This is a genomic window from Terrabacter tumescens (assembly GCF_014646815.1).
GTDB classification, from domain to species: domain Bacteria; phylum Actinomycetota; class Actinomycetes; order Actinomycetales; family Dermatophilaceae; genus Terrabacter; species Terrabacter tumescens.
This window is the reverse complement of sequence record NZ_BMNZ01000003.1, coordinates 67,526-89,618: the sequence shown is the minus strand read 5'-3', so window position 1 is coordinate 89,618 and position 22,093 is coordinate 67,526. Positions and strand designations below refer to the sequence as shown.

16 protein-coding genes are annotated in these 22,093 nt (G+C 71.6%); 8 read left to right on the top strand and 8 right to left on the bottom strand.

The window, feature by feature from the left end; all coding sequences use genetic code 11:
• The first annotated feature begins 9 nt into the window (after positions 1–9).
• The 6 genes from meaB to IEY30_RS07765 all read left to right on the top strand — a co-directional run bounded on the left by meaB (position 10) and on the right by IEY30_RS07765 (position 5,245).
• Positions 10–975 carry a methylmalonyl Co-A mutase-associated GTPase MeaB gene (meaB, locus tag IEY30_RS07790; RefSeq protein ID WP_030195001.1) on the top strand — a complete coding sequence of 322 codons (966 nt, stop codon included), beginning with the start codon at positions 10–12 and terminating at the stop codon, positions 973–975.
• A gap of 209 nt (positions 976–1,184) precedes the next feature.
• On the top strand, positions 1,185–2,192 hold the full coding sequence (locus tag IEY30_RS07785) for a GNAT family N-acetyltransferase (RefSeq protein ID WP_030195003.1): 1,008 nt from the start codon (positions 1,185–1,187) through the stop codon (positions 2,190–2,192).
• A 70-nt stretch (positions 2,193–2,262) separates the two neighbouring features.
• Entirely contained in the window at positions 2,263–2,577 is a 315-nt protein-coding gene (locus IEY30_RS07780) for a thiamine-binding protein (protein ID WP_030195005.1), read from the top strand.
• Complete coding sequence (locus IEY30_RS07775) at positions 2,570–3,073, top strand: GNAT family N-acetyltransferase (protein ID WP_052358353.1); 504 nt, start codon at positions 2,570–2,572, stop codon at positions 3,071–3,073. Before IEY30_RS07780 ends, IEY30_RS07775 begins: the two co-directional genes overlap by 8 nt.
• 223 nt (positions 3,074–3,296) lie before the next feature.
• Positions 3,297–4,283, top strand: a complete 987-nt coding sequence (locus IEY30_RS07770; protein ID WP_229674898.1) for a DUF8094 domain-containing protein — start codon at positions 3,297–3,299, stop codon at positions 4,281–4,283.
• A gap of 14 nt (positions 4,284–4,297) precedes the next feature.
• Positions 4,298–5,245, top strand: coding sequence for a tetratricopeptide repeat protein (locus tag IEY30_RS07765; protein WP_030195015.1), 948 nt, complete (start codon positions 4,298–4,300; stop codon positions 5,243–5,245).
• A 134-nt stretch (positions 5,246–5,379) separates the two neighbouring features.
• Here IEY30_RS07765 and IEY30_RS07760 read toward each other — a convergent pair whose 3' ends face one another.
• From IEY30_RS07760 to IEY30_RS07735, 6 genes are read right to left on the bottom strand one after another with little or no spacing between them, the layout of a single operon-like run.
• The gene (locus tag IEY30_RS07760; RefSeq protein ID WP_030195018.1) at positions 5,380–5,910 is read right to left on the bottom strand and encodes a hypothetical protein; all 531 of its coding nucleotides are present in this window, start codon (positions 5,908–5,910) and stop codon (positions 5,380–5,382) included.
• A complete protein-coding gene (gene pgm, locus IEY30_RS07755; RefSeq protein ID WP_030195022.1) occupies positions 5,907–7,553 on the bottom strand; it encodes a phosphoglucomutase (alpha-D-glucose-1,6-bisphosphate-dependent) in 1,647 nt (548 codons plus the stop codon). Before pgm ends, IEY30_RS07760 begins: the two co-directional genes overlap by 4 nt.
• Positions 7,550–9,892: a 1,4-alpha-glucan branching protein GlgB gene (gene glgB / locus IEY30_RS07750; protein WP_081920360.1), complete on the bottom strand. Its 2,343-nt coding sequence runs from the start codon at positions 9,890–9,892 to the stop codon at positions 7,550–7,552. Before glgB ends, pgm begins: the two co-directional genes overlap by 4 nt.
• Positions 9,889–11,316, bottom strand: coding sequence for a maltokinase N-terminal cap-like domain-containing protein (locus tag IEY30_RS07745; protein WP_030195028.1), 1,428 nt, complete (start codon positions 11,314–11,316; stop codon positions 9,889–9,891). The genes glgB and IEY30_RS07745 overlap by 4 nt, the downstream gene beginning before the upstream one ends.
• Entirely contained in the window at positions 11,316–13,022 is a 1,707-nt protein-coding gene (gene treS / locus IEY30_RS07740; RefSeq protein WP_030195029.1) for a maltose alpha-D-glucosyltransferase, read from the bottom strand. The genes IEY30_RS07745 and treS overlap by 1 nt, the downstream gene beginning before the upstream one ends.
• A 3-nt stretch (positions 13,023–13,025) precedes the next feature.
• Positions 13,026–15,305, bottom strand: coding sequence for an alpha-1,4-glucan--maltose-1-phosphate maltosyltransferase (locus IEY30_RS07735; protein WP_081920361.1), 2,280 nt, complete (start codon positions 15,303–15,305; stop codon positions 13,026–13,028).
• A 122-nt stretch (positions 15,306–15,427) separates the two neighbouring features.
• On the opposite strand from IEY30_RS07735, the gene glgP reads away from it, so the two are divergent.
• Positions 15,428–18,016 (top strand): alpha-glucan family phosphorylase, encoded by a 2,589-nt coding sequence (gene glgP / locus IEY30_RS07730; protein ID WP_030195031.1) that lies wholly within the window; start codon positions 15,428–15,430, stop codon positions 18,014–18,016.
• A gap of 114 nt (positions 18,017–18,130) precedes the next feature.
• On the opposite strand, the gene IEY30_RS07725 is transcribed toward glgP, so the two are convergent.
• The gene (locus tag IEY30_RS07725) at positions 18,131–19,150 is read right to left on the bottom strand and encodes an aldo/keto reductase (protein ID WP_030195032.1); all 1,020 of its coding nucleotides are present in this window, start codon (positions 19,148–19,150) and stop codon (positions 18,131–18,133) included.
• A 144-nt stretch (positions 19,151–19,294) separates the two neighbouring features.
• Between IEY30_RS07725 and IEY30_RS07720 the strand changes: the two genes are divergently transcribed.
• Positions 19,295–19,873 (top strand): TetR/AcrR family transcriptional regulator, encoded by a 579-nt coding sequence (locus tag IEY30_RS07720; RefSeq protein WP_030195033.1) that lies wholly within the window; start codon positions 19,295–19,297, stop codon positions 19,871–19,873.
• A gap of 15 nt (positions 19,874–19,888) precedes the next feature.
• Here the strand turns inward: IEY30_RS07720 and glgX are convergent, their stop codons facing one another.
• Positions 19,889–22,033, bottom strand: coding sequence for a glycogen debranching protein GlgX (gene glgX, locus IEY30_RS07715; protein ID WP_030195034.1), 2,145 nt, complete (start codon positions 22,031–22,033; stop codon positions 19,889–19,891).
• Positions 22,034–22,093: the final 60 nt, after the last annotated feature.

Here is a 22,093-nt window from a genome sequence, read left to right as displayed (position 1 = left end):
TCCTCTTTCGTGGCACGCCGATCCGTCGACGTCCCCGCCCTGGTCGAGTCGGCCAGGGCGGGTTCTCCGCGCGCCGTGGCCCGGCTCATCTCGCTCGTCGAGGACGGCCACGGCTCGCTGCGTGAGGTCATGGCCGCGCTGGCGCCGCACGCCGGCAACGCGTGGGTCATCGGCATCACCGGCTCGCCCGGTGTCGGCAAGTCCACGACGACCACGGCGCTCGTGGGCGCGTTCCGCGAGCGGGGCCTGCGGGTGGGGGTGCTCGCGGTCGACCCGAGCTCGCCCTTCTCCGGCGGCGCCCTGCTCGGCGACCGCATCCGCATGCAGGACCATGCGCTCGACCCCGAGGTCTACATCCGCTCGATGGCCTCGCGCGGGCACCTCGGCGGGCTGTCCTTCACGACGCCGCAGGCCATCCGCGTGCTCGACGCCGCGGGCTGCGACGTCGTGCTCGTCGAGACCGTCGGGGTCGGGCAGTCCGAGGTGGAGATCGCCGGTCTGGCCGACACCTCCGTCGTGCTCCTCGCGCCGGGCATGGGCGACGGCATCCAGGCCGCCAAGGCCGGCATCCTCGAGATCGGCGACGTCTTCGTCGTCAACAAGGCCGACCGCGAGGGCGCCGACGCGACGGTGCGCGACCTGCGCCACATGATCTCGCTCGGCGACCGCACCGAGCCGGGCCTGTGGCGTCCGCCGGTCGTGAAAACCGTTGCGGCACAGAAGATCGGCATCGACGAGGTCATGGAGGCGCTCGACAAGCACCGGGCCTTCATCGAGGAGGACGGCGAGCTCGACCGGCGCCGTGAGCGCCGGGTCGCCGACGAGATCGAGACGATCGCGCTAGCCACCCTGCGCACCCGGCTCGGTCACCTCGGTGGCCGCGAGGGCGTGACCGCTCTGGCCCGCGACGTCGTCGCGGGACGCATCGACCCGTATGCCGCCGCCGACCGCCTCCTCGAGCAGCTCGGCACCTGACGGAGTCGCGCCGCCACACCGTCCACGCTGAGTGCGGCGCGAGGTCGTGCGCGTGGTCGCGCAGCTGATGTCGTCATGACGCACCTGGCGCCCGATCTCATGCACGACCAGGAGGGGCCCCGTCGGGGAGCGAGGCTCAGCCGTGTGCGGGGCACGCGGCATACGTAATTCGTTGGCGCGGCAACGGCCCCCGGTGTCACCGTCGAGGGATGGACATCATCCCGCTCGACCGTGACGACGACGTCATGCTCAAGGCGCTCCACGGCGTGGCCACGCGCAGCGAGGCGGTCTCGCGCGTGCAGCCCATCCAGCGCACCGAGGAGGAGTTCCTCAAGATGGCGCGCTTCTCGTTCCCGGGCGAGCGAGAGGAGACCGCGGTGGCGGTCGTCGACGGCGCGCCTGTCGGGTGGGTCCGGCTCTTCCTCCCGGAGCGCGACAACCTCGACAAGTCCTGGTCGCAGCTCGAGGTCGACCCCGAGCACCGCCGTCAGGGCGTGGGCTCGGCGCTCGCGGAGTGGGCGGAGCAGCGCGCGGAGACGGCGGGTCGGCACATGCTGCTCACCGAGGTCTTCGTCCCCGTCGGCGACCGTGAGTCCCACGCGGACCGCGAGTTCGCCCTGAAGCGTGGGTATGCCGTGTCGAGCGTCGAGATCGTGCGCTCGCTGCCGCTACCTGTCGACTCGGACGTCCTGGCCGGTCACGAGTCCCGGGCCGCCGAGGCCATGGGCGACCTGTTCGAGCTCACCGTCCACGTCGACGGCGTGCCGGACGAGCTCCGCCAGGGCGTCTGCGACGCCTCGAACCGGCTCATCCTTGACGCACCCACCGGCGACGTCGAGTTCGAGCCGGAGTCCATGACAGTGGAGGACTACGAGACGCTGCTCGCCCACCTGCGCGACACCGGTCGCACGATGGTCACGGCGGTCGCGGTGCACCGCGAGACGGGGGTCGTCGCGGCCTACACCGACCTCGCCGTCCCGTCCGGAGACCCTGATGTCGTCTTCCAGTGGGGCACCCTCGTGCTGCCGGAGCACCGGGGTCACCGCCTCGGCATGGCCGTCAAGGCGGCCAACCTCAGGGAGCTGGGCCGCCTTGCGCCGGAACGACGCTCGGTCCAGACGATGAACGACGAGCAGAACCCCTGGATGGTCCGCATCAACCAGGACCTCGGCTTCGAGATCATCGAGGAGGCACTGACGATGAGGAAGGCCTTCTGAGCCGGCGCGTGGTCGAGGCAGGGCTGGGGGTGGCCGTGCGACAGGTCCGCCGGCGGCATACGGTGATCGCATGCTGATCGCCTTCTCCGTCGCCCCCACCGTCGCGGCCGACGACACCGGATCGGTGTCCGACGCCGTCGCCCGAGCCATCCGCGTCGTGCGCGACTCGGGCCTGCCGCACCGCACCGATGCGATGTTCACGACGATCGAGGGGGAGTGGGACGAGTGCATGGCTGTCGTCAAGCAGTGCTGCGACGTGCTCGCCGAGACCTCGCCGCGGGTGGGGCTCGTGCTCAAGGCGGACATCCGGCCCGGGTGGACCGGCGAGCTGGACGGCAAGCTCGAGCGTCTCGAGGATGCCCTCGGTCGTCAGCAGGATGACTGAGCCGGACTGGCAGCTGCGGCCGCTCGCGATCGAGGACTGCGACGAGCTGGGTCGCGTCCACATGGCCGTCTGGCGGGACGCGTACGCCGGCCTCATGCCCGCGGACTACCTCGCGGGGCTCAGTGACGAACGCTGCGCCGACAACTGGCGTCGGATCGCGGCGCGCCCGGCGGACGAGCCCGGCGGCACGCTCGTCGTCGTCGGTCCCGACGGCCAGCTCGCGGGCTTCGGCAGCGCCGGGCCGAGCCGTGACGAGGACGCGCCCACCGAGTGGGAGCTGTATGCCGTGAACCTGGCCGCACCGGCCCGCGGCACGGGTGTCGCGGACCGGCTCCTCGACGAGCTGCTCGGCGCCAGGGACGCGACGCTGTGGGTCGTCGACGGCAACGCCCGGGCGAGGGCCTTCTACTCCCGCCGCGGTTTCGCCCTCGAGGGCGGGCGTGACGTGCACCCGGCCACCGGGACGCCCGAGGTGAGGATGATCCGGCGCGCCTGAAGCGTGCAGGACGAAATGCGCATATCGGTCATCAGGCGCATCGGGCGCGGCGTGACCGGCCTGACACCGATCCGTCTCCTGCGCACGATCCGCGCCCGGACCGTCCGGAAATGTCCCCGGCGAGCCGCTTCGACGGATTGGGGATCCAGCACGGTGCCTGCGTATCGTGGGTCGCGGCCGAGCGTGCTCGGCCTGTCCTCCTGTGTCACCGAAAGGCTTTTCCATGCCCCGCACCGCGACCCGTCGACGTGCTCTGGCCGCCGCGCTCGCCTGTGCTGCCATGCTCTCCGCCTGCACCGGCAACTCCGATGACGGCACCAGCAGCGCCGCGGGCACCCCTGCCGTCGCCCCGGACTCGGCCCAGACCACGGCCGCCTCGGCCGTGAGTGCAGCGGCGACGTCGTCCCTCGACGGGACGGCTGCCGGCGCGGCAGCCCGGGACAAGGCGTTCGTCGGCGCGGCCCTCGAGTCGGCCAACGCGTACGCCAAGACGCTCCCCGGCCGCACGGCGGCAGAGAAGGCGGACGCCGAGCTCGCGACCACCGGCGTCAAGGTGCTTGCGATCTCCCGCAGTGGTGACACCCCCCAGCAGGTGCTCGCGCAGACGACCCTCAAGAAGACGGGCGCCGCGGTCCTCGTGCTGCTCGTCGGCGGTCAGTCCGGCGCGCCGTTCAAGGCGGCGGCCGTGACGCCGATGCTCCCCGACGCCAAGCTCGACGCGCTCGACCCGACGACCGACGGCTCGGCAGCCGTCGGGGACGGCTCGGGCCTCAGCGCCAAGCCCGACGACGTCGTCGCGGCCTTCGCCGCCTCGGTGAAGTTCCCGGAGCCGACGGCCACGAAGGTGCTCGCCGCCGACCCCCTCTCGGAGCAGCTGCGCCAGTCGGCCCGCGCCCAGTCGCAGGCCCTCAACAACCAGGGCGCCTTCACCCAGGAGCACGAGCCCAAGGGCATCATCGGCGGTCTGCGGCTCAAAGACGGCAAGGGCGCCATCGTCTTCGCCCACCTCGTGCGCAACGACGCGATCGCCATGCGGACTCCCGTCAAGCTCACCCCGGCCAAGGACCTCACGCTCCTGACCGGCATCAAGCAGATCACGACCGAGGCCAACCTGACCTCGAACGAGATCATCGCCGTCGTCATCCCCGCGTCGGGACAGGCGCGCATCGTCGCCGCGTCCGACCAGCTCGTCGCCGGCTCGGGTCGGTGAGGCAGGATTGATCTATGAGTCACCAGCCATTCACCGCAGCAGCACTTCGCGGTGCCGTCGACCTGTCATCGCTCAAGCGTCCGGCCCCGCCGGCTGGCCCCGCATCCGGCGCGGCCTCCACCTCCGCGGACGGTGCTGGCCTCGTCATCGAGGGCACTGACGCCTCGATCCGCGAGGTCATCGCGGCCTCGGACCGGCACCCCGTGGTCATGGTGCTGTGGTCACCGCGGCTCCAGGAGTCGGCCGACTTCGTCACGACCCTCGGCTCGGTCGCGCGCCGCTACGGCGGCCGCTTCCAGCTCGTGACCGTCGACGTCGACGCCAACCCGACGATCCTGCAGGCCTTCCAGGTCCAGGCCGTCCCCGTGAGCTTCGCTTTCGTCCAGAGCCAGCCCGTCCCCCTCTTCGAGGGCGTGCAGCCCGAGGCGCAGGTCGCGGCCGTCATCGACCAGGTCCTGCAGCTCGCGGCCCAGCACGGCGTCACGGGCACCGTCCCGGGGGGCGACGGCGCCGCTGCCGAGGCCGGTGAGCCCGAGCCGGAGCAGCCCCTGCCGCCGCTCCACCAGAAGGCTTTCGACGCCATCGAGGCCGGGGACCTCGACACCGCCGCCGCGGCCTACCGCGAGGCCCTCGCGCAGAGCCCGGCCGACACCGACGCCAAGCTCGGCCTCGCCCAGGTGGGCCTCATGCAGCGCACCCAGGGCGCCGACCTCCAGGCCGCTCGCGCCGCCGCGGCCGCCGCGCCGACCGACGTCGACGCGCAGATCCTCGTCGCCGACCTCGACCTGCTCGGTGGCCACGTCGAGGACGCGTTCCTGCGCCTCATCGACACGGTGCGGGTCACGGCCGACGCCGACCGCAACAAGGCCCGTGAGCACCTCGTCGAGCTCTTCGAGGTCGTCGGGGTCACCGACGAGCGGGTCGCCAGGGCCCGCAAGTCCCTCATGAGCGCCCTCTTCTAGAGGCTTCCGAGCCACGCCGACAGCGCCGAGCCACCCGGGTAGGGGTGGCTCGGCGCTGTCGTGCCACCGCGGTGCCGACAGAGTGGCTCGGTGCCGACAGAGCGGGTCGGTGGCGCCAGGGCGCGTCGGCGACGTCAGTCGGTCTCGGCGGTGAGGACGAGGGCGTCCGACAGGCGCGCCACCACGTCGTCGGCGGTGCCGTCCGTGCCTTCGGCCCCTTCGGCCCCTTCGGCCCCTTCGGCCCCTTCGGCCCCTTCGGTGTCGACCCAGAGCCCCCAGTGCGGGGTGCGCGGGTCGGCCCCGTCGCGCACGACGACGACGTGCACGGGCTCGGGCTCGACGAGGTCGAGGAAGTCCTCGAGGCGGTCGCCGAGCGCGTCCTCGGCGACGACGGCGTCGAACCCCTCGAGCTGGTAGGTCTCGGCGACGGCGAGGGCCGCCGACCAGCGCAGCAGCCGCAGCCGCAGCTGCTCGGGCGTCGGAGGCTCGTCCCAGCCGGGCACGTCGCCGGCGGTGAGCGCCTGCTCGAGCACCGCCCCGTCCACGACGACGGCGCGCTCGAGCCGTGCGGCTACGGCGGATGCGAGAGCGGCCCGGGCCGAGGCCCGGGCCGCCGTCACGAGCAGGAGCCGGCCGCGCGGACCGGTCTCGTCGGGGTCGCTCATCCGCCGAGGGCCGCCGACACGACGTCCTTGGCCTCGGCCTGCACGCGCGCGAGGTGCTCGGGTCCCTGGAAGGACTCGGCGTAGATCTTGTAGACGTCCTCGGTGCCCGACGGACGCGCGGCGAACCACGCGCTCTCCGTCGTGACCTTGAGGCCGCCGATCTTGGCGCCGTTGCCGGGAGCCTCGGTGAGCTTGCCCGTGATCGGCTCTCCCGCAAGGGTCTCCGCGGTCACGTCGTCGGGGGAGAGGGCACCGAGCTTGGCCTTCTCCTCGCGCGACGCGGCGGCGTCGATGCGGGCGTATGCCGGGTCGCCGTGTCTCGCGGTCAGCTCGGCGTAGTGCTGGCTGGGGGTCCTGCCGGTCGCGGCGAGGATCTCGGAGGCCAGCAGCGCGAGCAGGATGCCGTCCTTGTCGGTGGACCAGACGGTGCCGTCCTGGCGCAGGAAGCTGGCGCCGGCGGACTCCTCGCCGCCGAAGCCCACCGAGCCGTCGAGCAGGCCGGGCACAAACCACTTGAAGCCCACAGGGACCTCGAGCAGCGTGCGGCCGAGGTCGCCGGCGACGCGGTCGATCATCGAGGACGACACGAGGGTCTTGCCGATGGCCGTGGTCGCCGGCCAGCCGGGGCGCGCCCCGCCGTAGAGGTACTGGATGGCGACGGCGAGGTAGTGGTTGGGGTTCATCAGCCCGGCGTCCGGGGTGACGATGCCGTGCCGGTCGGCGTCGGCGTCGTTGCCCGTCGAGATGTCGTAGGCGTCCTTGGCGTGGATGAGCGAGGCCATCGCCGAGGGGGAGCTGCAGTCCATCCGGATCTTGCCGTCCCAGTCGAGCGTCATGAACGCCCACTGCGGGTCGACGCGCGGGTTGACGACGGTGAGGTCGAGCCCGTGCCGCTCGCCGATCTCGCCCCAGTAGGCCACCGACGCGCCACCCAGGGGGTCGGCGCCGATGCGGACGCCGGCCTCGCGGACCTTGGCGAGGTCGACGACGTTGGGGAGGTCGTCGACGTAGGTGCCCATGAAGTCGTAGGAGCCGGCCTCGCCGCGTGCCTGCTCGAAGGACACCCGGCGGACGTCGCGCAGCCCACCACGGATGAGGTCGTTGGCACGCTTGGCGATGACGGACGTGGCGTCGGTGTCGGCCGGGCCGCCGTGCGGCGGGTTGTACTTGAAACCGCCGTCGGCCGGGGGGTTGTGCGACGGCGTGACGACGATGCCGTCCGCGAGACCGCTTGCCCCGGAAGCCTTCCCGCGGTTGGCGCGCAGGATCGCGTGCGACACCGCGGGCGTCGGCGTGTAGCCGTCACGGTCGTCGACGAGCACCTGCACGCCGTTGGCCACCAGCACCTCGAGCGCCGATCGCCATGCCGGCTCGGACAGGGCGTGCGTGTCGCGCCCGATGAAGAGCGGACCGTCGAAGCCCTGCGACACGCGGTAGTCGACGATGGCCTGCGTCGTGGCGAGGATGTGGTCCTCGTTGAAGGCCGTGCGCAGGCTCGACCCCCGGTGCCCCGACGTGCCGAAGGCGACCTGCTGGTCGGGGTCGTCGACGTCCGGGTGGCGGTCGTAGTAGGCGCCGACGAGCGCGTCGACGTCGACGAGGTCCTCGGCCTGTGCCGGCTGACCGGCGCGAGGGTGGGTCATGAGGGGTCTCCGTTCGTGGTCGTGGCGGCAGGTGCTGGGGCGACGGCGCTGGATGCGGAACCGGTGGCAGCCCCGTCGACCGTCGCGGTGACCGCCGAGCTCCCCGAGGCACCTGCGACCGCCGAGGTCGTGGGCTCGTCGACGGGGACGAGCCACACGGTCGACAGGCGCGGCACCGTGACGTCGACGGCATACGGCTGGTCGTGCCACGCCTCCTGGCGCGCCTCGACGACGAGACCGGTGCTGCTCGGCGCGTCGGGGTGGTAGCCGGCGGTGTCGAGCACGACCGTCCACCTCCCGCCCCGCGGCACGCCGATCCGGTAGGACTGCTGCGTCTCGCCGCTGAAGTTCATGACGCACGCGACGACGGGGGCGTCCGTCGCGCGGTCGCCGGTGCCGAAGCGAAGCCACGAGAACGTGTTGTGGGCGGCGTCGTCGGCCTCGAGCCACTCGAATCCCGAGGGGTCGGCGTCGAGCTCCCACAGCGCGCGGTGGCTGCGGTAGATCCCGTTGAGGTCCTTGACGAGGTTGTGGACGCGGTAGTGCAGCGGCTGCTCGAGCAGCCACCAGTCGAGGCTGCGGCCCTCGGACCACTCGGACTCCTGGCCGAACTCGCAGCCCATGAAGAGCAGCTGCTTGCCGGGGTGGCACCAGAGGTAGGCGAGGAAGGCGCGGAGCGTCGCCACCTGCTCCTCGCGCGGGCCGCGCGACTTGCGCAGGAGCGAGCCCTTGCCGTGGACGACCTCGTCGTGGCTGATCGGCAGGACGAAGTTCTCGTCGAACGCGTACATGAGCGAGAACGTCAGCTTACCGTGGTGGTAGCTGCGGTAGATGGGCTCCTCGCCGAGGTACTTCAGCGAGTCGTTCATCCACCCCATGTTCCACTTGAAGCCGAAGCCGAGGCCGCCCTGGTCGGTGGGCCTCGTGACGCCGGGCCACGTCGTCGACTCCTCGGCGATCGTGACGATGCCGCCGACCCGCTTGTAGGCGGTGCCGTTGGTCTCCTTGAGCAGCTCGACGGCCTCGAGGTTCTCCCGGCCCCCGTCCTTGTTGGGGATCCACTCGCCCGGGTTGCGGGCGTAGTCTAGGTAGAGCATGGAGGCGACGCCGTCGACCCGGAGACCGTCGATGTGGTACTCCTCCAGCCAGTAGAGCGCGTTGGCGACGAGGAAGTTGCGCACCTCGGGGCGGCCGTAGTCGAAGATGTTCGAGCCCCACTCGGGGTGCCATCCCTTGCGCGGGTCCGGGTGCTCGTAGAGCGGCAGCCCGTCGAAGCGGGCGAGGGCCCACTCGTCGGTGGCGAAGTGGCCCGGCACCCAGTCGAGCAGCACACCGATGCCGGCACGGTGGAGCTCGTCGACGAGGTAGCGGAAGTCGTCAGGGCGGCCCCAGCGCGAGCTCGGGGCGTAGTAGCCGGTGACGTGGTAACCCCACGAGGGCACGTAGGGGTGCTCCATGACGGGGAGGAACTCGACGTGGGTGAAGCCGAGGTCGCGCACGTAGTTGACGAGGTGCTCGGCGAGACCGCGGTAGCCCAGCTCCTGGCGCCACGAGCCGAGGTGCACCTCGTAGATGCTCATGGGCCCCTGGTGCGCGTTGCTCGTGCGGCGACGCTCCATCCAGTCGTCGTCGCGCCAGTCGTAGTGGGTCTCGGTGACGATGGCAGCCTGCTTGGGGGCGACCTCCGTCATGCGCGCCATCGGGTCGCTCTTGAGCCGGACGAGCTCGTCGGGCCCGCGCACGGCGAACTGGTAGTTCATCCCCTCCTGGGCACCGGGCAGGAACAGCTCCCAGATGCCGCTCTCGCCGAGGGCGCGCATGGGGTGCGAGCGACGGTCCCAGTCGTTGAAGTCGCCGATGACGTGGACGGCCTTGGCGCGGGGCGCCCAGACGGCGAAGGACACGCCCCAGACGTCGCCGAGGGGTCCGGGGTAGTGGCGCACGTGGGCGCCGAGGACGGTCCACAGCTGCTCGTGGCGTCCCTCGTTGATGAGGTGCCGGTCGATCTCGCCGAGGGTCGGCGCGAAGCGGTACGGGTCGTCCTGCTCGTGCTCGACGCCGTCGCCGTACTCGACGAGGAGGCGGTAGTCGTGCGTCGTGCCGAAGTCGGGAGACGTCATCGACCAGATGCCGTCCCGGACGTGCTGCAGCTCGACGCGCTCGCCGGAGTCGAGCCGGGCGCCGACGCGGGTCGCGTACGGGCGGTAGGCCGTGATGGTCAGGCCGCCCGGGCCGACGTGGTGGCCGAGCAGGTCGTGCGGCTGTCCGTTGCGGCCCTGGAGGAAGGCGGTGATGGCCGCGTCGTCCAGGGAAGGGCCCCGGGTGGTGTCGGTGGTCATGGCGTGCCTTCCTCGGTGGTGAGCCGCTCGACGGCGCCGAGCGGGATCGGCAGCCACGTGGGCCGGTTGCGCGCCTCGTAGACGACCTCGTAGAGCGCCTTGTCGAGCTCGAGCGCGCGGATCAGCGCCTGGGCGTCGGCGTCGGGTGCGCCCGCGACGGAGGCGTAGCCGTCGAGGAACGCCGCCCGGCAGGCGGCGGCCCAGGCCGTGGCGTCGACGGGGGACTCGGCCAGCGCCACGGAGCCGGCGGCGTAGTCGAACGAGCGCAGCATCCCGGCGACGTCGCGCGCCGTGAGGTCGGGGAGTACGCGTTCGGCGAGCGGGCGCAGCGGCTCGCCCTCGAAGTCGAGGGCCACCCAACCCCGCTCGGGCACGTCGAGCACCTGTCCGAGGTGGTAGTCGCCGTGGATGCGCTGCAGCGGCGGCCAGTGCACGTCGCGGACCGACTCCACGACGCGGTCGACGGCGGCCGAGCGGGAGGCGAGGTCGGGCACGAGGGCCACGGCCGCGGCATACCGCTGTCGCATCGACGCGACGACGGCCTCGCGGGCCTCCGGGGTCACCTCGTGGGTGCCGAGGGAGTAGGCGAGCGCGCCATGGATCTCGGCGGTCACGACTCCGAGGTCGCGCGCCCGGGCCGTGAAGTCCGTGCCCGACGCCGCGGCGACGAGGGCGACGCGCCAGGCGTCCTCGACTCCCGGGATGAACTCCTGCGCGAAGGCGAGGTGCCCGTGCAGGGGCGACCCGTCGGCGGGGGAGTCCCAGGCGCCGGAGAGGTGCCCGATCGCCATCGGGACCCGGTCGGAACCCTCGGCGGTCAGAGCGGACTGCACGACGACGTCGGGGTTGTCGCCGTCCTGGAGGGTGCGGAACACCTTGACGATGACGGGCTCGGCGGGACCGCCGCCCGGCGCCGTCATGCGGCAGATGATCGAGGTGTTGGACTGCTCGCCGCTCAGCACGGTGGCCGACGACACGGACCCGTGGGCGCGACCCGTCGAGGAGCCCGTCGCGAGGGCGTTGCTGCCGACCGAGGCCTGGGCCTCGTCGGAGACGCCGGCCCCGAGGATCGTCGCCATGAGCTGGCCGACGTAGACCGGGTCGTGCGGGGCGTCGTAGACCCAGCGGGTGCCGAGGACGCTGTGCTCCATCGTGCCGAGCAGGGCGTGCTCGGCGCCCTCGAGCGGCGCGGCCCGGTAGGTGAGCGGGACCTGGTAGACGACGGCGGGCGTCACGGCCTCGTCGGCGAGCAGCAGCGTCTCGCAGCCGACCTCGCCGTCGGGGTCCTCGAAGCGGAAGCCGCCGACGCGCCGCAGCTGCGGCACGTGACCCTTGCCGTGGTACCACCGCTGGCGCGGCATCCACTCGGTGACCATCTCGGTCTTGGTCGGCACGATGCTCGCGCCCTTGTGCACGATCGCCATCAGCCGTGGTCCTCCCCGCCGCGCAGGCGCAGCCAGAAGAAGTCGCGCGAGCCGAGCGTCAGGGTGACGCGCCCGTCGCTCGCGACCCACGGGAAGCCGCTGCCGCCGAAGAGGTCGATGAGCTCGCGGCCCGCGAGGTGCTCGGGCAGCTGGATCGTCGCGGCCTGCGGGCGGCTCGAGAGGTTGTTGACGCACAGCACGGACTCGCCGGGCTCGTTGCCGTCGGCCTCCATGGTGCGCGTGAACGCGAGGATGGCGTCGTTGTCGGCCTCGACGACCTGGAAGTCACCGAGCCCGAAGACGGGGTGGCGCCCCCGGATCTGGAGCATGCCGCGCACCCAGTGCAGCAGCGACGCCGACGACGCCATCTGCGCCTCGACGTTGATGTTGTTGTAGTGGTAGACGAGGCTGCTGATGACGGGCAGGTAGAGCTTGCCCGGGTCGACGCTGGAGAAGCCGGCGTTGCGGTCGGGCGTCCACTGCATCGGGGTGCGCACGGCGTCACGGTCGGTGAGCCAGATGTTGTCGCCCATGCCGATCTCGTCGCCGTAGTAGAGGCAGGGCGAGCCGGGCAGCGACAGGATGAGCGCGTGGATGAGCTCGATCTCAGGGCGTGAGTTGTCGAGCAGGGGAGCGAGCCGGCGCCGGATGCCGACGTTGGCGCGCATGCGCGGGTCCGGGGCGTACCAGCCGTACATCGCGGCGCGCTCCTCGGGCGTCACCATCTCCAGCGTCAGCTCGTCGTGGTTGCGCAGGAAGGTGCCCCACTGCGTGCCGCTCGGGATCGCCGGGGTGTCGGCGAGCACGTCGATGATCGGCGCGGCCTTCTCCTCGCGCAGCGAGTAGTAGAGGCGCGGCATGACGGGGAAGTGGAAGCACATCTGGCACTCCGGCGCCTCCTCGGTGCCGAAGTAGTCGACGACCTCCGCAGGCGGCTGGTTGGCCTCCGCGAGCAGGATGCGACCGGGGTACTCGGCGTCGACCATGGCGCGCAGCCGGGCGAGGAACTCGTGCGTCTTCGGCAGGTTCTCGCAGTTGGTGCCTTCCTCCTCGAAGAGGTAGGGGACCGCGTCGAGCCGGAAGCCGTCGATGCCGAGGTCCATCCAGAAGCGCACGATGTCGAACATCGCCTCCTGGACGGCCTCGTTCTCGAAGTTGAGGTCGGGCTGGTGGCTGAAGAAGCGGTGCCAGAAGAACTGCCGGCGCACCGGGTCGAAGGTCCAGTTGGAGACCTCGGTGTCGACGAAGATGATGCGCGCGTCGTCGTAGCCGTCGTCGGTGTCGGACCACACGTAGAAGTCGCCGTAGGGGCCGTCGGGCTCCGCGCGGCTCGCCTGGAACCACGGGTGCTGGTCGCTCGTGTGGTTCATGACGAAGTCGGTGACGATGCGGATGCCGCGGGCGTGCGCCTGCGAGACGAGCTCGGTGAACTCCGGCAGCGTCCCGAACTCGGGCAGCACCGCCTTGTAGTCGGCGATGTCGTAGCCACCGTCGCGCAGGGGGGAGGCGTAGAACGGCGGCAGCCACAGGCAGTCGACCCCGAGCCACTGGAGGTAGTCGAGCCGGTTGATCAGCCCGGTGAAGTCACCGGCGCCGGAGCCCTTGGAGTCGGCGAAGGCGCGGACGAGCACCTCGTAGAAGACCGCCTTCTTGAACCACTGCGGGTCGTGCTTCAGGCCGGGCTGGGACAGGTTGAGGCCCTGCATGCGTCAGTGGCTCCTCACGTGGATGATGTGGACGGGCTCGGAGTCGGGCCCCAGACGGACGAAGTTGTCCTGGCGCCATTCCCACGTCTGGTTCGTGATGTGGTCGTGCGCCTCGAAGGTCGACCACGTGGCCATACCCAGAGCCTCCATGTCGAGGTGCACCCACGTCTCACGGGTCGCGTGCGGGTCGAGGTTGGCGATGACGAGCACCGTGTCCCGCTCACCCGTGTCCCGGTCGACGACGCGGGACTTGCTGAAGACGAGGACGTTCTCGTCGTCGGCGGCGTGGAAGCGCAGGTTGCGCAGCCAGCGCAGGGCCGGGTGCCAGCCGCGGATGTCGTTGAGCCGCTTGAGATACCAGGCGAGAGAACGACTCTCGAGCGGACCGCCGGGCTCGTAGAGGTACCACTGGCGGTCCTTGTACTCGTACTTCTCGTTGTCGATCTGCTCCTCGGCGCCGGGGCGCGCCACGTGCTCCATCAGCTCGTAGCCGGCGTAGATGCCGTAGGTCGGTGACATCGTCGCCGCGACCGCGGCTCGCAGCTTCCACGCGGTGGGTCCGCCGTACTGCATGTAGGGCGTGAGGATGTCGTGCGTCGTGGGCCAGAACGACGGGCGCATGTAGGCCGACCCGGTCGTCTCGCCCGCGAGCTCGCGGCCGTACTCCTCGAGCTCCCACTTGGCGTTGCGCCACGCGTAGTAGGTGTAGCTCTGCTGGAAGCCGGCCTTGGCGAGCTCGTGCATCATCGCCGGCTTGGTGAACGCCTCGGAGAGCCAGACGGTCTCGGGGTGCTGCAGGGCGACGTCGGCGATCAGCCACTGCCAGAAGGCGACCGGCTTGGTGTGGGGGTTGTCGACGCGGAAGATGCGCACCCCGTGGTCGAGCCACACCTGGATGACCCGGCGCACCTCGGCGTAGGCCTCGGCGGGGTCGTTGTCGAAGTTGAGCGGGAAGATGTCCTGGTACTTCTTGGGCGGGTTCTCGGCGTAGGCGATGCTGCCGTCGGCGCGCGTCGTGAAGAGCGACGGGTGCGTCTGCACCCACGGGTGGTCGGGGGAGGCCTGTAGCGCGATGTCGAGCGCGACCTCGAGCCCGACGCGACCGGCCTCGGCGACGAAGTGGTCGAAGTCCTCGAAGGTGCCGAGGTCGGGATGGATGGCGTCGTGCCCGCCGTCGGGGGAGCCGATGGCGTAAGGGGATCCGGGGTCGCCGGGCTGCGCGCTGAGGGAGTTGTTGCGCCCCTTGCGAGCCGTCGTGCCGATGGGGTGGATCGGGGTGAGGTAGACGACGTCGAAGCCCATGTCGGCGATGGCGGGCAGCCGCTCGGCGGCGGAGCGGAAGGTGCCGGAGACCCACTCACCCGTCGTCTCGTCGCGGTGCGCGCCCTCGGACCGGGGGAAGATCTCGTACCACGCGCCGTAGAGCGCGCGCTCGCGCTCGACGAGCAGGGAGTATGCCGGTGAGCTCGACACGAACTCACGCAGCGGCACGAGCGCGGCCAGTCCCGTGATCTCGGGCGAGGTCGCCGCGCCGAAGCGGTGGGCGGCGGGCGAGCGGGTGTCGCCGAGGGCGAGCACGCCCTTGTCGATCTCGGACGCGTCGACGCCCAGGCCGCGGACGGACTCGGCGAAGCGCTGGAGCACGCGGACGCCCTCGGCGCACATGAGGTCCTCGTCGACCCCGGCGTCGATCTTGATGCCGGCGTCGTGCACCCACGTCGCGTAGGGGTCGGACCAGCCCTCGACGCGGTAGGTCCACCAGCCCTCGCGGTCTGCGACGACGCTCGTGGACCACTCGGACAGGCCGGGGTTGTCGCTGTGCATGGCGAAGTAGTGCTCGTGGCCGTCGGGGTCGGTGAGGACCGCGGTGGCGTTGACCGCGTCGTGGCCCTCGCGGAAGACCTTGGCCCGGACGGTGAACTCCTCGCCGACGACCGACTTCGCGGGGCGCGTGCCGCCGTCGACGAGCGGACGGACGTCGCTCACGGGGATGCGTCCCATGGGGAGCGCGCCACCCGGCATACCCTCCACGCTCGGCGGAGTGCTCACGGCGTGGTCGGGAGCGAGGTGGACGGCACCGGCCGCGGTGTCGTCGACGAAGGCGGAGTCCGCGGTCGGTGTGGAGTCGTCGCGCCGAGGGGCTGGGGGAGTCGCCACAGCGGGAGCGGCGGGAGCGGCGGGAGCAACGGGATCAACAGGAGGAGCTGGGGGAGTCGCAGGGGGAGCGGCGCTGCGCACGCGGTTCGGCTTGCCGGAACGGGACTTCTTCGCTGAGCCAGTCACGTGTTCGACCGTATCGAAGTTGCAGCGTTTGGCCCATGAGGCGGTGCGGGTCGGTCCAGTGGGTGAAACCCCGCTGCAAGGGTTGCAAAAACCCGACATGGCGACCCCTATGCTGTCCCCTTGTGAAGGCCATCCGTCGCTTCAGCGTCCGTACCGTCCTGCCGAGCCGCATCGAGGGTCTCGGCGTCCTCGCGAGCAACCTCCGCTGGTCCTGGCACCCGCCCACCCGCGACCTGTTCGAGAGCATCAGCCCGCGCAAGTGGGCGCAGGCGGGTGAGGATCCCGTCAAGCTGCTCTCGCGCCTCTCCGCCGACGAGCTCGCGGCGCTCGCCGCCGACGACGACTTCGTCGGTCGCGTCGTGGTCGCCAACGAGGACCTGCACCACTACCTCACCGACGAGCGGTGGTACCAGTCGTGGAGCCGTGAGCAGGAGGCCGCCGGCAAGGCCGCGCCCGCCGCGATCGCCTACTTCAGCCCCGAGTTCGGCATCACGTCCGTGCTGCCGCAGTACTCCGGCGGCCTCGGCATCCTCGCCGGCGACCACCTGAAGTCCGCCTCGGACCTCGGCGTGCCGATCGTCGGTGTCGGCCTCTTCTACAAGACCGGCTACTTCAAGCAGTCGCTCAACCGCGACGGCTGGCAGGTCGAGACCTACCCCGTGCTCGACCCCGACGGACTGCCGCTCTCGCTGCTGCGCGAGGAGGACGGCACCCCCGCCGTCGTCACCGTGAGCCTGCCGGCCGGCCGTGAGCTGCACGCCCACGTCTGGAAGGCGCAGGTCGGCCGCGTGCCCCTGCTGCTGCTCGACTCCGACGTCGCCGGCAACGACGAGCAGACCCGCCGGGTCACCGAGTCGCTCTACGGCGGTGGCGGCGACACGCGCCTCGAGCAGGAGCTGCTGCTCGGCATCGGCGGCGTGCGCGCGCTTCGCCTGTGGTCGCGCCTCTCGGGCGCGCCGACGCCGGAGGTCTACCACACCAACGAGGGCCACGCCGGCTTCCTCGGCGTCGAGCGCATCACCGAGCTCGTCCGCGACCACGGCCTCACCTTCGACGACGCCCTCGAGGCCGTCCGCGCCGCAACGGTCTTCACGACGCACACGCCGGTGCCCGCAGGCATCGACCGCTTCGACGCGGCCAAGATCAACCTCTTCTTCGGCGGGCCCAACGCCATCCCCGGCGTGCCGGTCGAGCGCCTGCTGGCCCTCGGGGCCGAGGACTACGAGGGTGGCCAGCCGGGCATCTTCAACATGGCCGTCATGGGCCTGCGCCTCGCGCAGCGCGCCAACGGCGTGTCCCAGCTGCACGGCGTCGTCAGCCGCGAGATGTTCGACGGCCTGTGGCCGGGCTTCGACGACGTCGAGGTCCCGATCTCCAGCATCACCAACGGAGTCCACGCCCCGACGTGGGTCGACCGGGCGGTCTACGACGTCGCCCGCAAGTACCTCGGCACCGCCGACATCGCCGGCGAGGACGCCTGGGGTCGCATCGACGAGGTGCCGGCCGACGCGGTCTGGTCGACCAAGCGCGTCATGCGCGAGAAGCTCGTCGCCGACGTCCGTCGTCGCGTGCGCTCCTCGTGGCAGAAGCGTGGTGCGAGCGATGCGGAGCTCGGCTGGGTCGAGGACATCCTCGACCCCGACGTGCTGACGATCGGCTTCGCCCGTCGCGTGCCGACCTACAAGCGCCTCACGCTGATGCTCCGCGACCCCGAGCGGCTCAAGCGCCTGCTGCTCCACCCGGAGCGCCCGGTCCAGCTCGTCATCGCCGGCAAGTCCCACCCCGCCGACGAGACCGGCAAGCGCCTCATCCAGGAGATGGTCCGCTTCGCCGACGACCCCGAGGTGCGCCACCGCATCGTCTTCCTGCCCAACTACGACATCGCCATGGCCCAGCACCTCTACCCGGGCTGCGACGTCTGGCTCAACAACCCGCTGCGTCCCTTCGAGGCGTGCGGCACGTCGGGCATGAAGGCAGCCCTCAACGGCGGCCTCAACCTCTCCATCCTCGACGGCTGGTGGGACGAGTGGTTCGACGGCCGCAACGGCTGGGCCATCCCGACCGCCGACGGTGTCGAGGACGCCGACCGTCGTGACGACATCGAGGCCTCGGCGCTCTACGACCTCATCGAGCACGACGTCGCCGCGAAGTTCTACGACCGCGACGCGGCGGGCCTGCCGCAGGGGTGGATCGACATGATGACCCACACCCTCAAGACGCTCGGCCCGAAGGTCCTGGCGAGCCGCATGGTGCAGGACTACACCGAGCAGCTCTACAGCCCCGCTGCCGGTGCCGGCCGCTCGGTCGGCGGTTCCGACTTCGCGGGGGCCAAGGACCTCGCGGCCTACAAGACGAAGATCCGCGCTGCGTGGCCGAAGGTCAGGGTCGAGCACGTCGAGCCCTCGGGCCTGTCGGACTCGCCGCAGATCGGCGACGTGCTGGACCTGCGGGCCTACGTCACGCTCGACGGCCTGACGCCTGACGACGTCGAGGTGCAGCTCGTCCACGGGCACGTCAACGACACCGACGAGCTGTGGGGCATGGAGGTCGCCCCGCTCGCCCTCGTCGAGTCCTACGAGGACGGCCGCCACCAGTTCGCCGGCTCGCAGCCGCTGCGCCGCACGGGCTCGTTCGGCTACAGCGTGCGCGTCGTGCCCAAGCACGCGGGCCTCGCCGGCCCGGCCGAGCTCGGACTCGCGCGCAACGCCTGACGTCACCTCGAACCGACCGGAGAGCCCGGACCCCTCGTGGGTCCGGGCTCTCAGGCTTTCGCGTATGCCGTGTGCCCGGGTCGCGGTGTCTCGTCGCGGCCGACGGGCGCGGGCTCACCGACGACGCAGCGACGCGTCGAGCAGGGCCGGCGGAGCGTCGGACTTCTCGTCCGGCGCGAGGTCGAGGCCCGGCGCGACGATCGCGTCCACCGCGTCGAGCACGTCGTGACCCAGCACGGTGTCCGCGGCGGCGAGCTGGGAGTCCAGGTGCTCCGGGGTGCGCGGCCCGACGAGGGCGCTCGTGACGGCCGGGTGCGCGGTGACGAAGCCGAGCGCGAGCTGGACCAGGGTGAGCCCGGCCTCGTCCGCCACGGCGGCGAGCCGCTCGACGGCCTCCAGGCGCGCCCGGTTGGCCGGCACGGTGGTGTCGAAGCGCTGGGGCATGAGGCTCGAGCGGCTCGTGGCGATCTCGCGTCCCTCGCGCACCGCACCGGAGAGCCAGCCCGAGGCGAGCGGGCTCCAGACGAGCACGCCGAGCCCGTGCTCCTGGGCCACGGGCAGCACGTGCGTCTCGGCGCCACGCTGGAGCGCGGAGTAGCTCGGCTGCTCCGTCACGTAGCGACCGAGGTGGTGCTTCCGGGCGGCCCACTGGGCGGCGACGATCCGGTGGGCGGGGAAGGTGGACGAGCCGAAGTAGCGGATCTTGCCGGCGCGCTGGAGGTCGGTCAGGGCCGAGAGGGTCTCCTCGTCGCTCGTCGCGGGGTCCCACCGGTGCATCTGGTAGAGGTCGATGTGCTCGACGCCGAGCCGCTCGAGACTGTGCTCGACCGCGGTCATGAGCCAGTGCCGGGAGCTGCCGCGGTGGTTGGTCCCCTCGCCCATGGGCAGGGTGGCCTTGGTGGCCAGCACGACGTCGTCGCGACGGCCGGCGATCGCGCGGCCCACCATCTCCTCGGACTCGCCCCGGCCGTACGCGTCGGCCGTGTCGATGAGGTTGATGCCGCCCTCGAGCGCGGTGTCGACGAGGGCGGTCACCTCCTCCTGGCTCGTGCGGCCGAGCCGGCCGAAGTTCATCGCGCCGAGGGAGAGAGTGCTGATCCGGACGCCGGTGCGTCCGAGGGTGCGGTACTGCATGGGTGACCTCCGTGGTCGGGGAAGGGGTGGGAGCCGGGTGCGTGGACGTCCTTCCGCACCCTCTGGCATCCTGAAACGGATCGATGTTCCGTTCACACGATACGGAACGCCGTTCCGTTTTGCCAACCCATGTCGAGGAGAACCGTGGCCGAGACCCCTGCCCAGACCGCCGGGCCCCGCAAGCGCGCCGACGCGCGTCGCAACGAGGAGGCGCTGCTCGACGCTGCGGCCGCGGCCTTCGTGGAGTCCGGGGTCGACGTGCCGGTGCGCGACATCGCCGGGCGGGCGGGGGTGGGTGTGGCCACGATCTACCGGCACTTCCCGACCCGCGCCGACCTCATCGTCGCGGTCTACCGGCACCAGGTGCTGGCCTGTGCCGAGGCCGGCCCACGCCTGCTGGCGGAGTCGGCCTCGCCGCACGCCGCCCTCGCCCGCTGGGTCGACCTGTTCGTCGACTTCCTCGTGACCAAGCGCGGTCTGGCCGAGGCGCTGCAGTCCGACGACGCCGCGTTCGCGACGCTGCACAGCTACTTCGTCGACCGGCTCGTGCCGGTGTGCGACAAGCTGCTGAGGGCCGCCGCCGAGGCCGGCGAGATCACCTCCGGGCAGGATGCCTACGAGCTGATGCGCGGCATCGGCAACCTGTGCATCGGCGGTGGCAACCCGCGCTACGACGCCCGGCACATGGTGGGCCTGGTCATCGAGGGGCTCCGCAGGCGGTAGCCGACGGCCTGGGGTTCAGGCCCTCTCGACCGGACGCCACACGTGCATCGAGGCCGCGCGCATCGTGACGAAGTCACCGGCGGCCACGGGCGGGCCCGGGGGAGTGGGCCGCTCGTCGGCGCTGTCCCAGAGCTTCTCGTAGGCCGCCGCGCCGGGGGCCGTCGGGAGCGTCACGTCCACCGCCCCTGCCGAGCCGTTGACCACGAGGAGCACGGAGCGCTCCGAGATCGCGGCGCCGTTGTAGAGGCCTTGGAGCACGGCGACGGCAGGGCCGTCCCAGCGCTCGCCCATGGGCTGGCCGTCGGCGCCGAACCAGGCGAGGTCGGTGGAGCCGTCGGCGTGGACCTGCCTGCCGGAGAAGAAGGTCCGCTGCCGCAGGACCGGGTGGTCGCGGCGCAGCCGCACGAGGTGCCGGCTGGTCTCGAGCAGGTCTTCCTGCCACGCCGCGAGGTCCCACGACATCCAGCTGATCTCGTTGTCCTGCGAGTACGGGTTGTTGTTCCCCCGCTGGCTGCGTCCCAGCTCGTCGCCGGCGTTGAGCATCGGCACGCCGGTCGACAGCAGCAGCGTGCCGAGCAGGTTGCGCATGGACCGCCGCCGGGCGTCGGCGATGTCGGGGTCGTCGGTGCGGCCCTCGACGCCGTGGTTCCACGACCGGTTGTCGTTGGACCCGTCGGTGCCGCTGTGGCCGTTGGCGCCGTTGTGCTTGGTGTCGTAAGTCGTGAGGTCGGCCAGGGTGAAGCCGTCGTGGGCCGTGACGAAGTTGACCGAGGCGATGGTGCCGCGGTCGTGCCGGTCGAAGAGGTCCTGCGAGCCGGCGAGCCGCGTGGCCAGCTCGCGCACGCCGTGACCGACGCCGCCCGACGCGGACGCCGCGAGGTCGCGCAGCCAGAAGGTGCGGGTCGCGTCGCGGTAGCGGTCGTTCCACTCGGAGAACGGCGGCGGGAACTGCCCGGTGCGCCAGCCGTGGAGGCCGAGGTCCCACGGCTCCGCGACGAGCTTGGTGCGCGAGAGGACCGGGTCGGTGCGCAGCGCGACGAGGAAGGGGTGGTCGCGGTCGTAGCCGTCGTCCTTGCCCCGCCCCAGCGCCACGGCGAGGTCGAAGCGGAAGCCGTCGACGTGGCACTCCTGCACCCAGTAGCGCAGCGAGTCGAGCACCAGGCGCGCGACGACCGGGTGGGTCAGGTCGAGGGTGTTGCCGCACCCCGTCACGTCGATGTCACGCCCGCGTCCGTCGACCCGGTAGTAGGCGCGCTGGTCGAGCCCGCGCCACGAGAGCGTCATGCCCTCGCGCGAGTTCTCGGCCGTGTGGTTGTAGACGACGTCGAGCAGCACCTCGATACCCGCGGCGTGGAGGTCCTTGACCATCGTCTTGAACTCGTCGAGGGCGCCCTGCGGGTCGCGGGTCGACGCGTACGCCGCGTGCGGCGCGAAGAAGCCGAGCGTGTTGTAGCCCCAGTGGTTGCTCAGCCCGCGCAGCACAAGGTCGGGCTCGTGCGTGAACGTGTGGACCGGGAGCAGCTCGACCGCCGTGACGCCCAGCCCCAGCAGGTGGTCGACGAACGCGGGGTGCGCCAGACCGGCATACGTCCCGCGCAGCTCTTCGGGCACGCCAGGGTGCAGCTTCGTGGCGTTCTTGACGTGCACCTCGTAGACGAGCGACTCGGTGAGCGAGTGCTGCGGGAACTCGTCCTCGCCCCAGTCGAACTCGTCCTCGACGATGACGCAGCGCGGCATGAAGGGCGCCGAGTCGCGGTCGTCGCGCACCCAGAGGTCGCCGCGCAGGTCGGGGCCGACCCGGTGGGCGTAGAGGGCCGGGTCGAGGTGCACTCCGCCCTCGACGGCGCGCGCGTAGGGGTCGAGCAGCAGCTTGGCGGGGTTGTGCAGCAGGGAGCGGTCGGGGTCCCAGTCGCCGTCGACCCGGAAGGCGTAGCGCTGCCCGGCCGCGACCCCGGGCACGGTGTCGAACCACGTCCCGTGGGCCCGGTGGCGCAGCGCGATGCGCCGCTCGGTCGTCGTCCCGTCCGCGGCGTCGTCGAAGAGGCACACCTCGACCGAGCGGGCGTGACCGGCGTAGACGCAGAACTGTGCACCGTCAGCGGTCAGCCGCGCCCCGAGCTCCGGAGGCAGGTCGGGCGTCGCGGGCAGGGGCGGGCACATGTGTCAGAGCGTAGGGGGTGGCCCACGGCACGCCCGGGCCGGATCGACCTCGCCGCGCAG

What these genes read in the sequence shown, in the direction of transcription:
- IEY30_RS07785 (WP_030195003.1), top strand. Translation starts at nt 1,185, where the DNA reads ATGGACATCATCCCGCTCGACCGTGACGACGACGTCATGCTCAAGGCG.
- IEY30_RS07780 (WP_030195005.1), top strand. Translation starts at nt 2,263, where the DNA reads ATGCTGATCGCCTTCTCCGTCGCCCCCACCGTCGCGGCCGACGACACC.
- IEY30_RS07775 (WP_052358353.1), top strand. Translation starts at nt 2,570, where the DNA reads ATGACTGAGCCGGACTGGCAGCTGCGGCCGCTCGCGATCGAGGACTGC.
- IEY30_RS07770 (WP_229674898.1), top strand. Translation starts at nt 3,297, where the DNA reads ATGCCCCGCACCGCGACCCGTCGACGTGCTCTGGCCGCCGCGCTCGCC.
- IEY30_RS07765 (WP_030195015.1), top strand. Translation starts at nt 4,298, where the DNA reads ATGAGTCACCAGCCATTCACCGCAGCAGCACTTCGCGGTGCCGTCGAC.
- IEY30_RS07760 (WP_030195018.1), bottom strand. Translation starts at nt 5,910, where the DNA reads ATGAGCGACCCCGACGAGACCGGTCCGCGCGGCCGGCTCCTGCTCGTG.
- pgm (WP_030195022.1), bottom strand. Translation starts at nt 7,553, where the DNA reads ATGACCCACCCTCGCGCCGGTCAGCCGGCACAGGCCGAGGACCTCGTC.
- glgB (WP_081920360.1), bottom strand. Translation starts at nt 9,892, where the DNA reads ATGACCACCGACACCACCCGGGGCCCTTCCCTGGACGACGCGGCCATC.
- IEY30_RS07745 (WP_030195028.1), bottom strand. Translation starts at nt 11,316, where the DNA reads ATGGCGATCGTGCACAAGGGCGCGAGCATCGTGCCGACCAAGACCGAG.
- treS (WP_030195029.1), bottom strand. Translation starts at nt 13,022, where the DNA reads ATGCAGGGCCTCAACCTGTCCCAGCCCGGCCTGAAGCACGACCCGCAG.
- IEY30_RS07725 (WP_030195032.1), bottom strand. Translation starts at nt 19,150, where the DNA reads ATGCAGTACCGCACCCTCGGACGCACCGGCGTCCGGATCAGCACTCTC.
- glgX (WP_030195034.1), bottom strand. Translation starts at nt 22,033, where the DNA reads ATGTGCCCGCCCCTGCCCGCGACGCCCGACCTGCCTCCGGAGCTCGGG.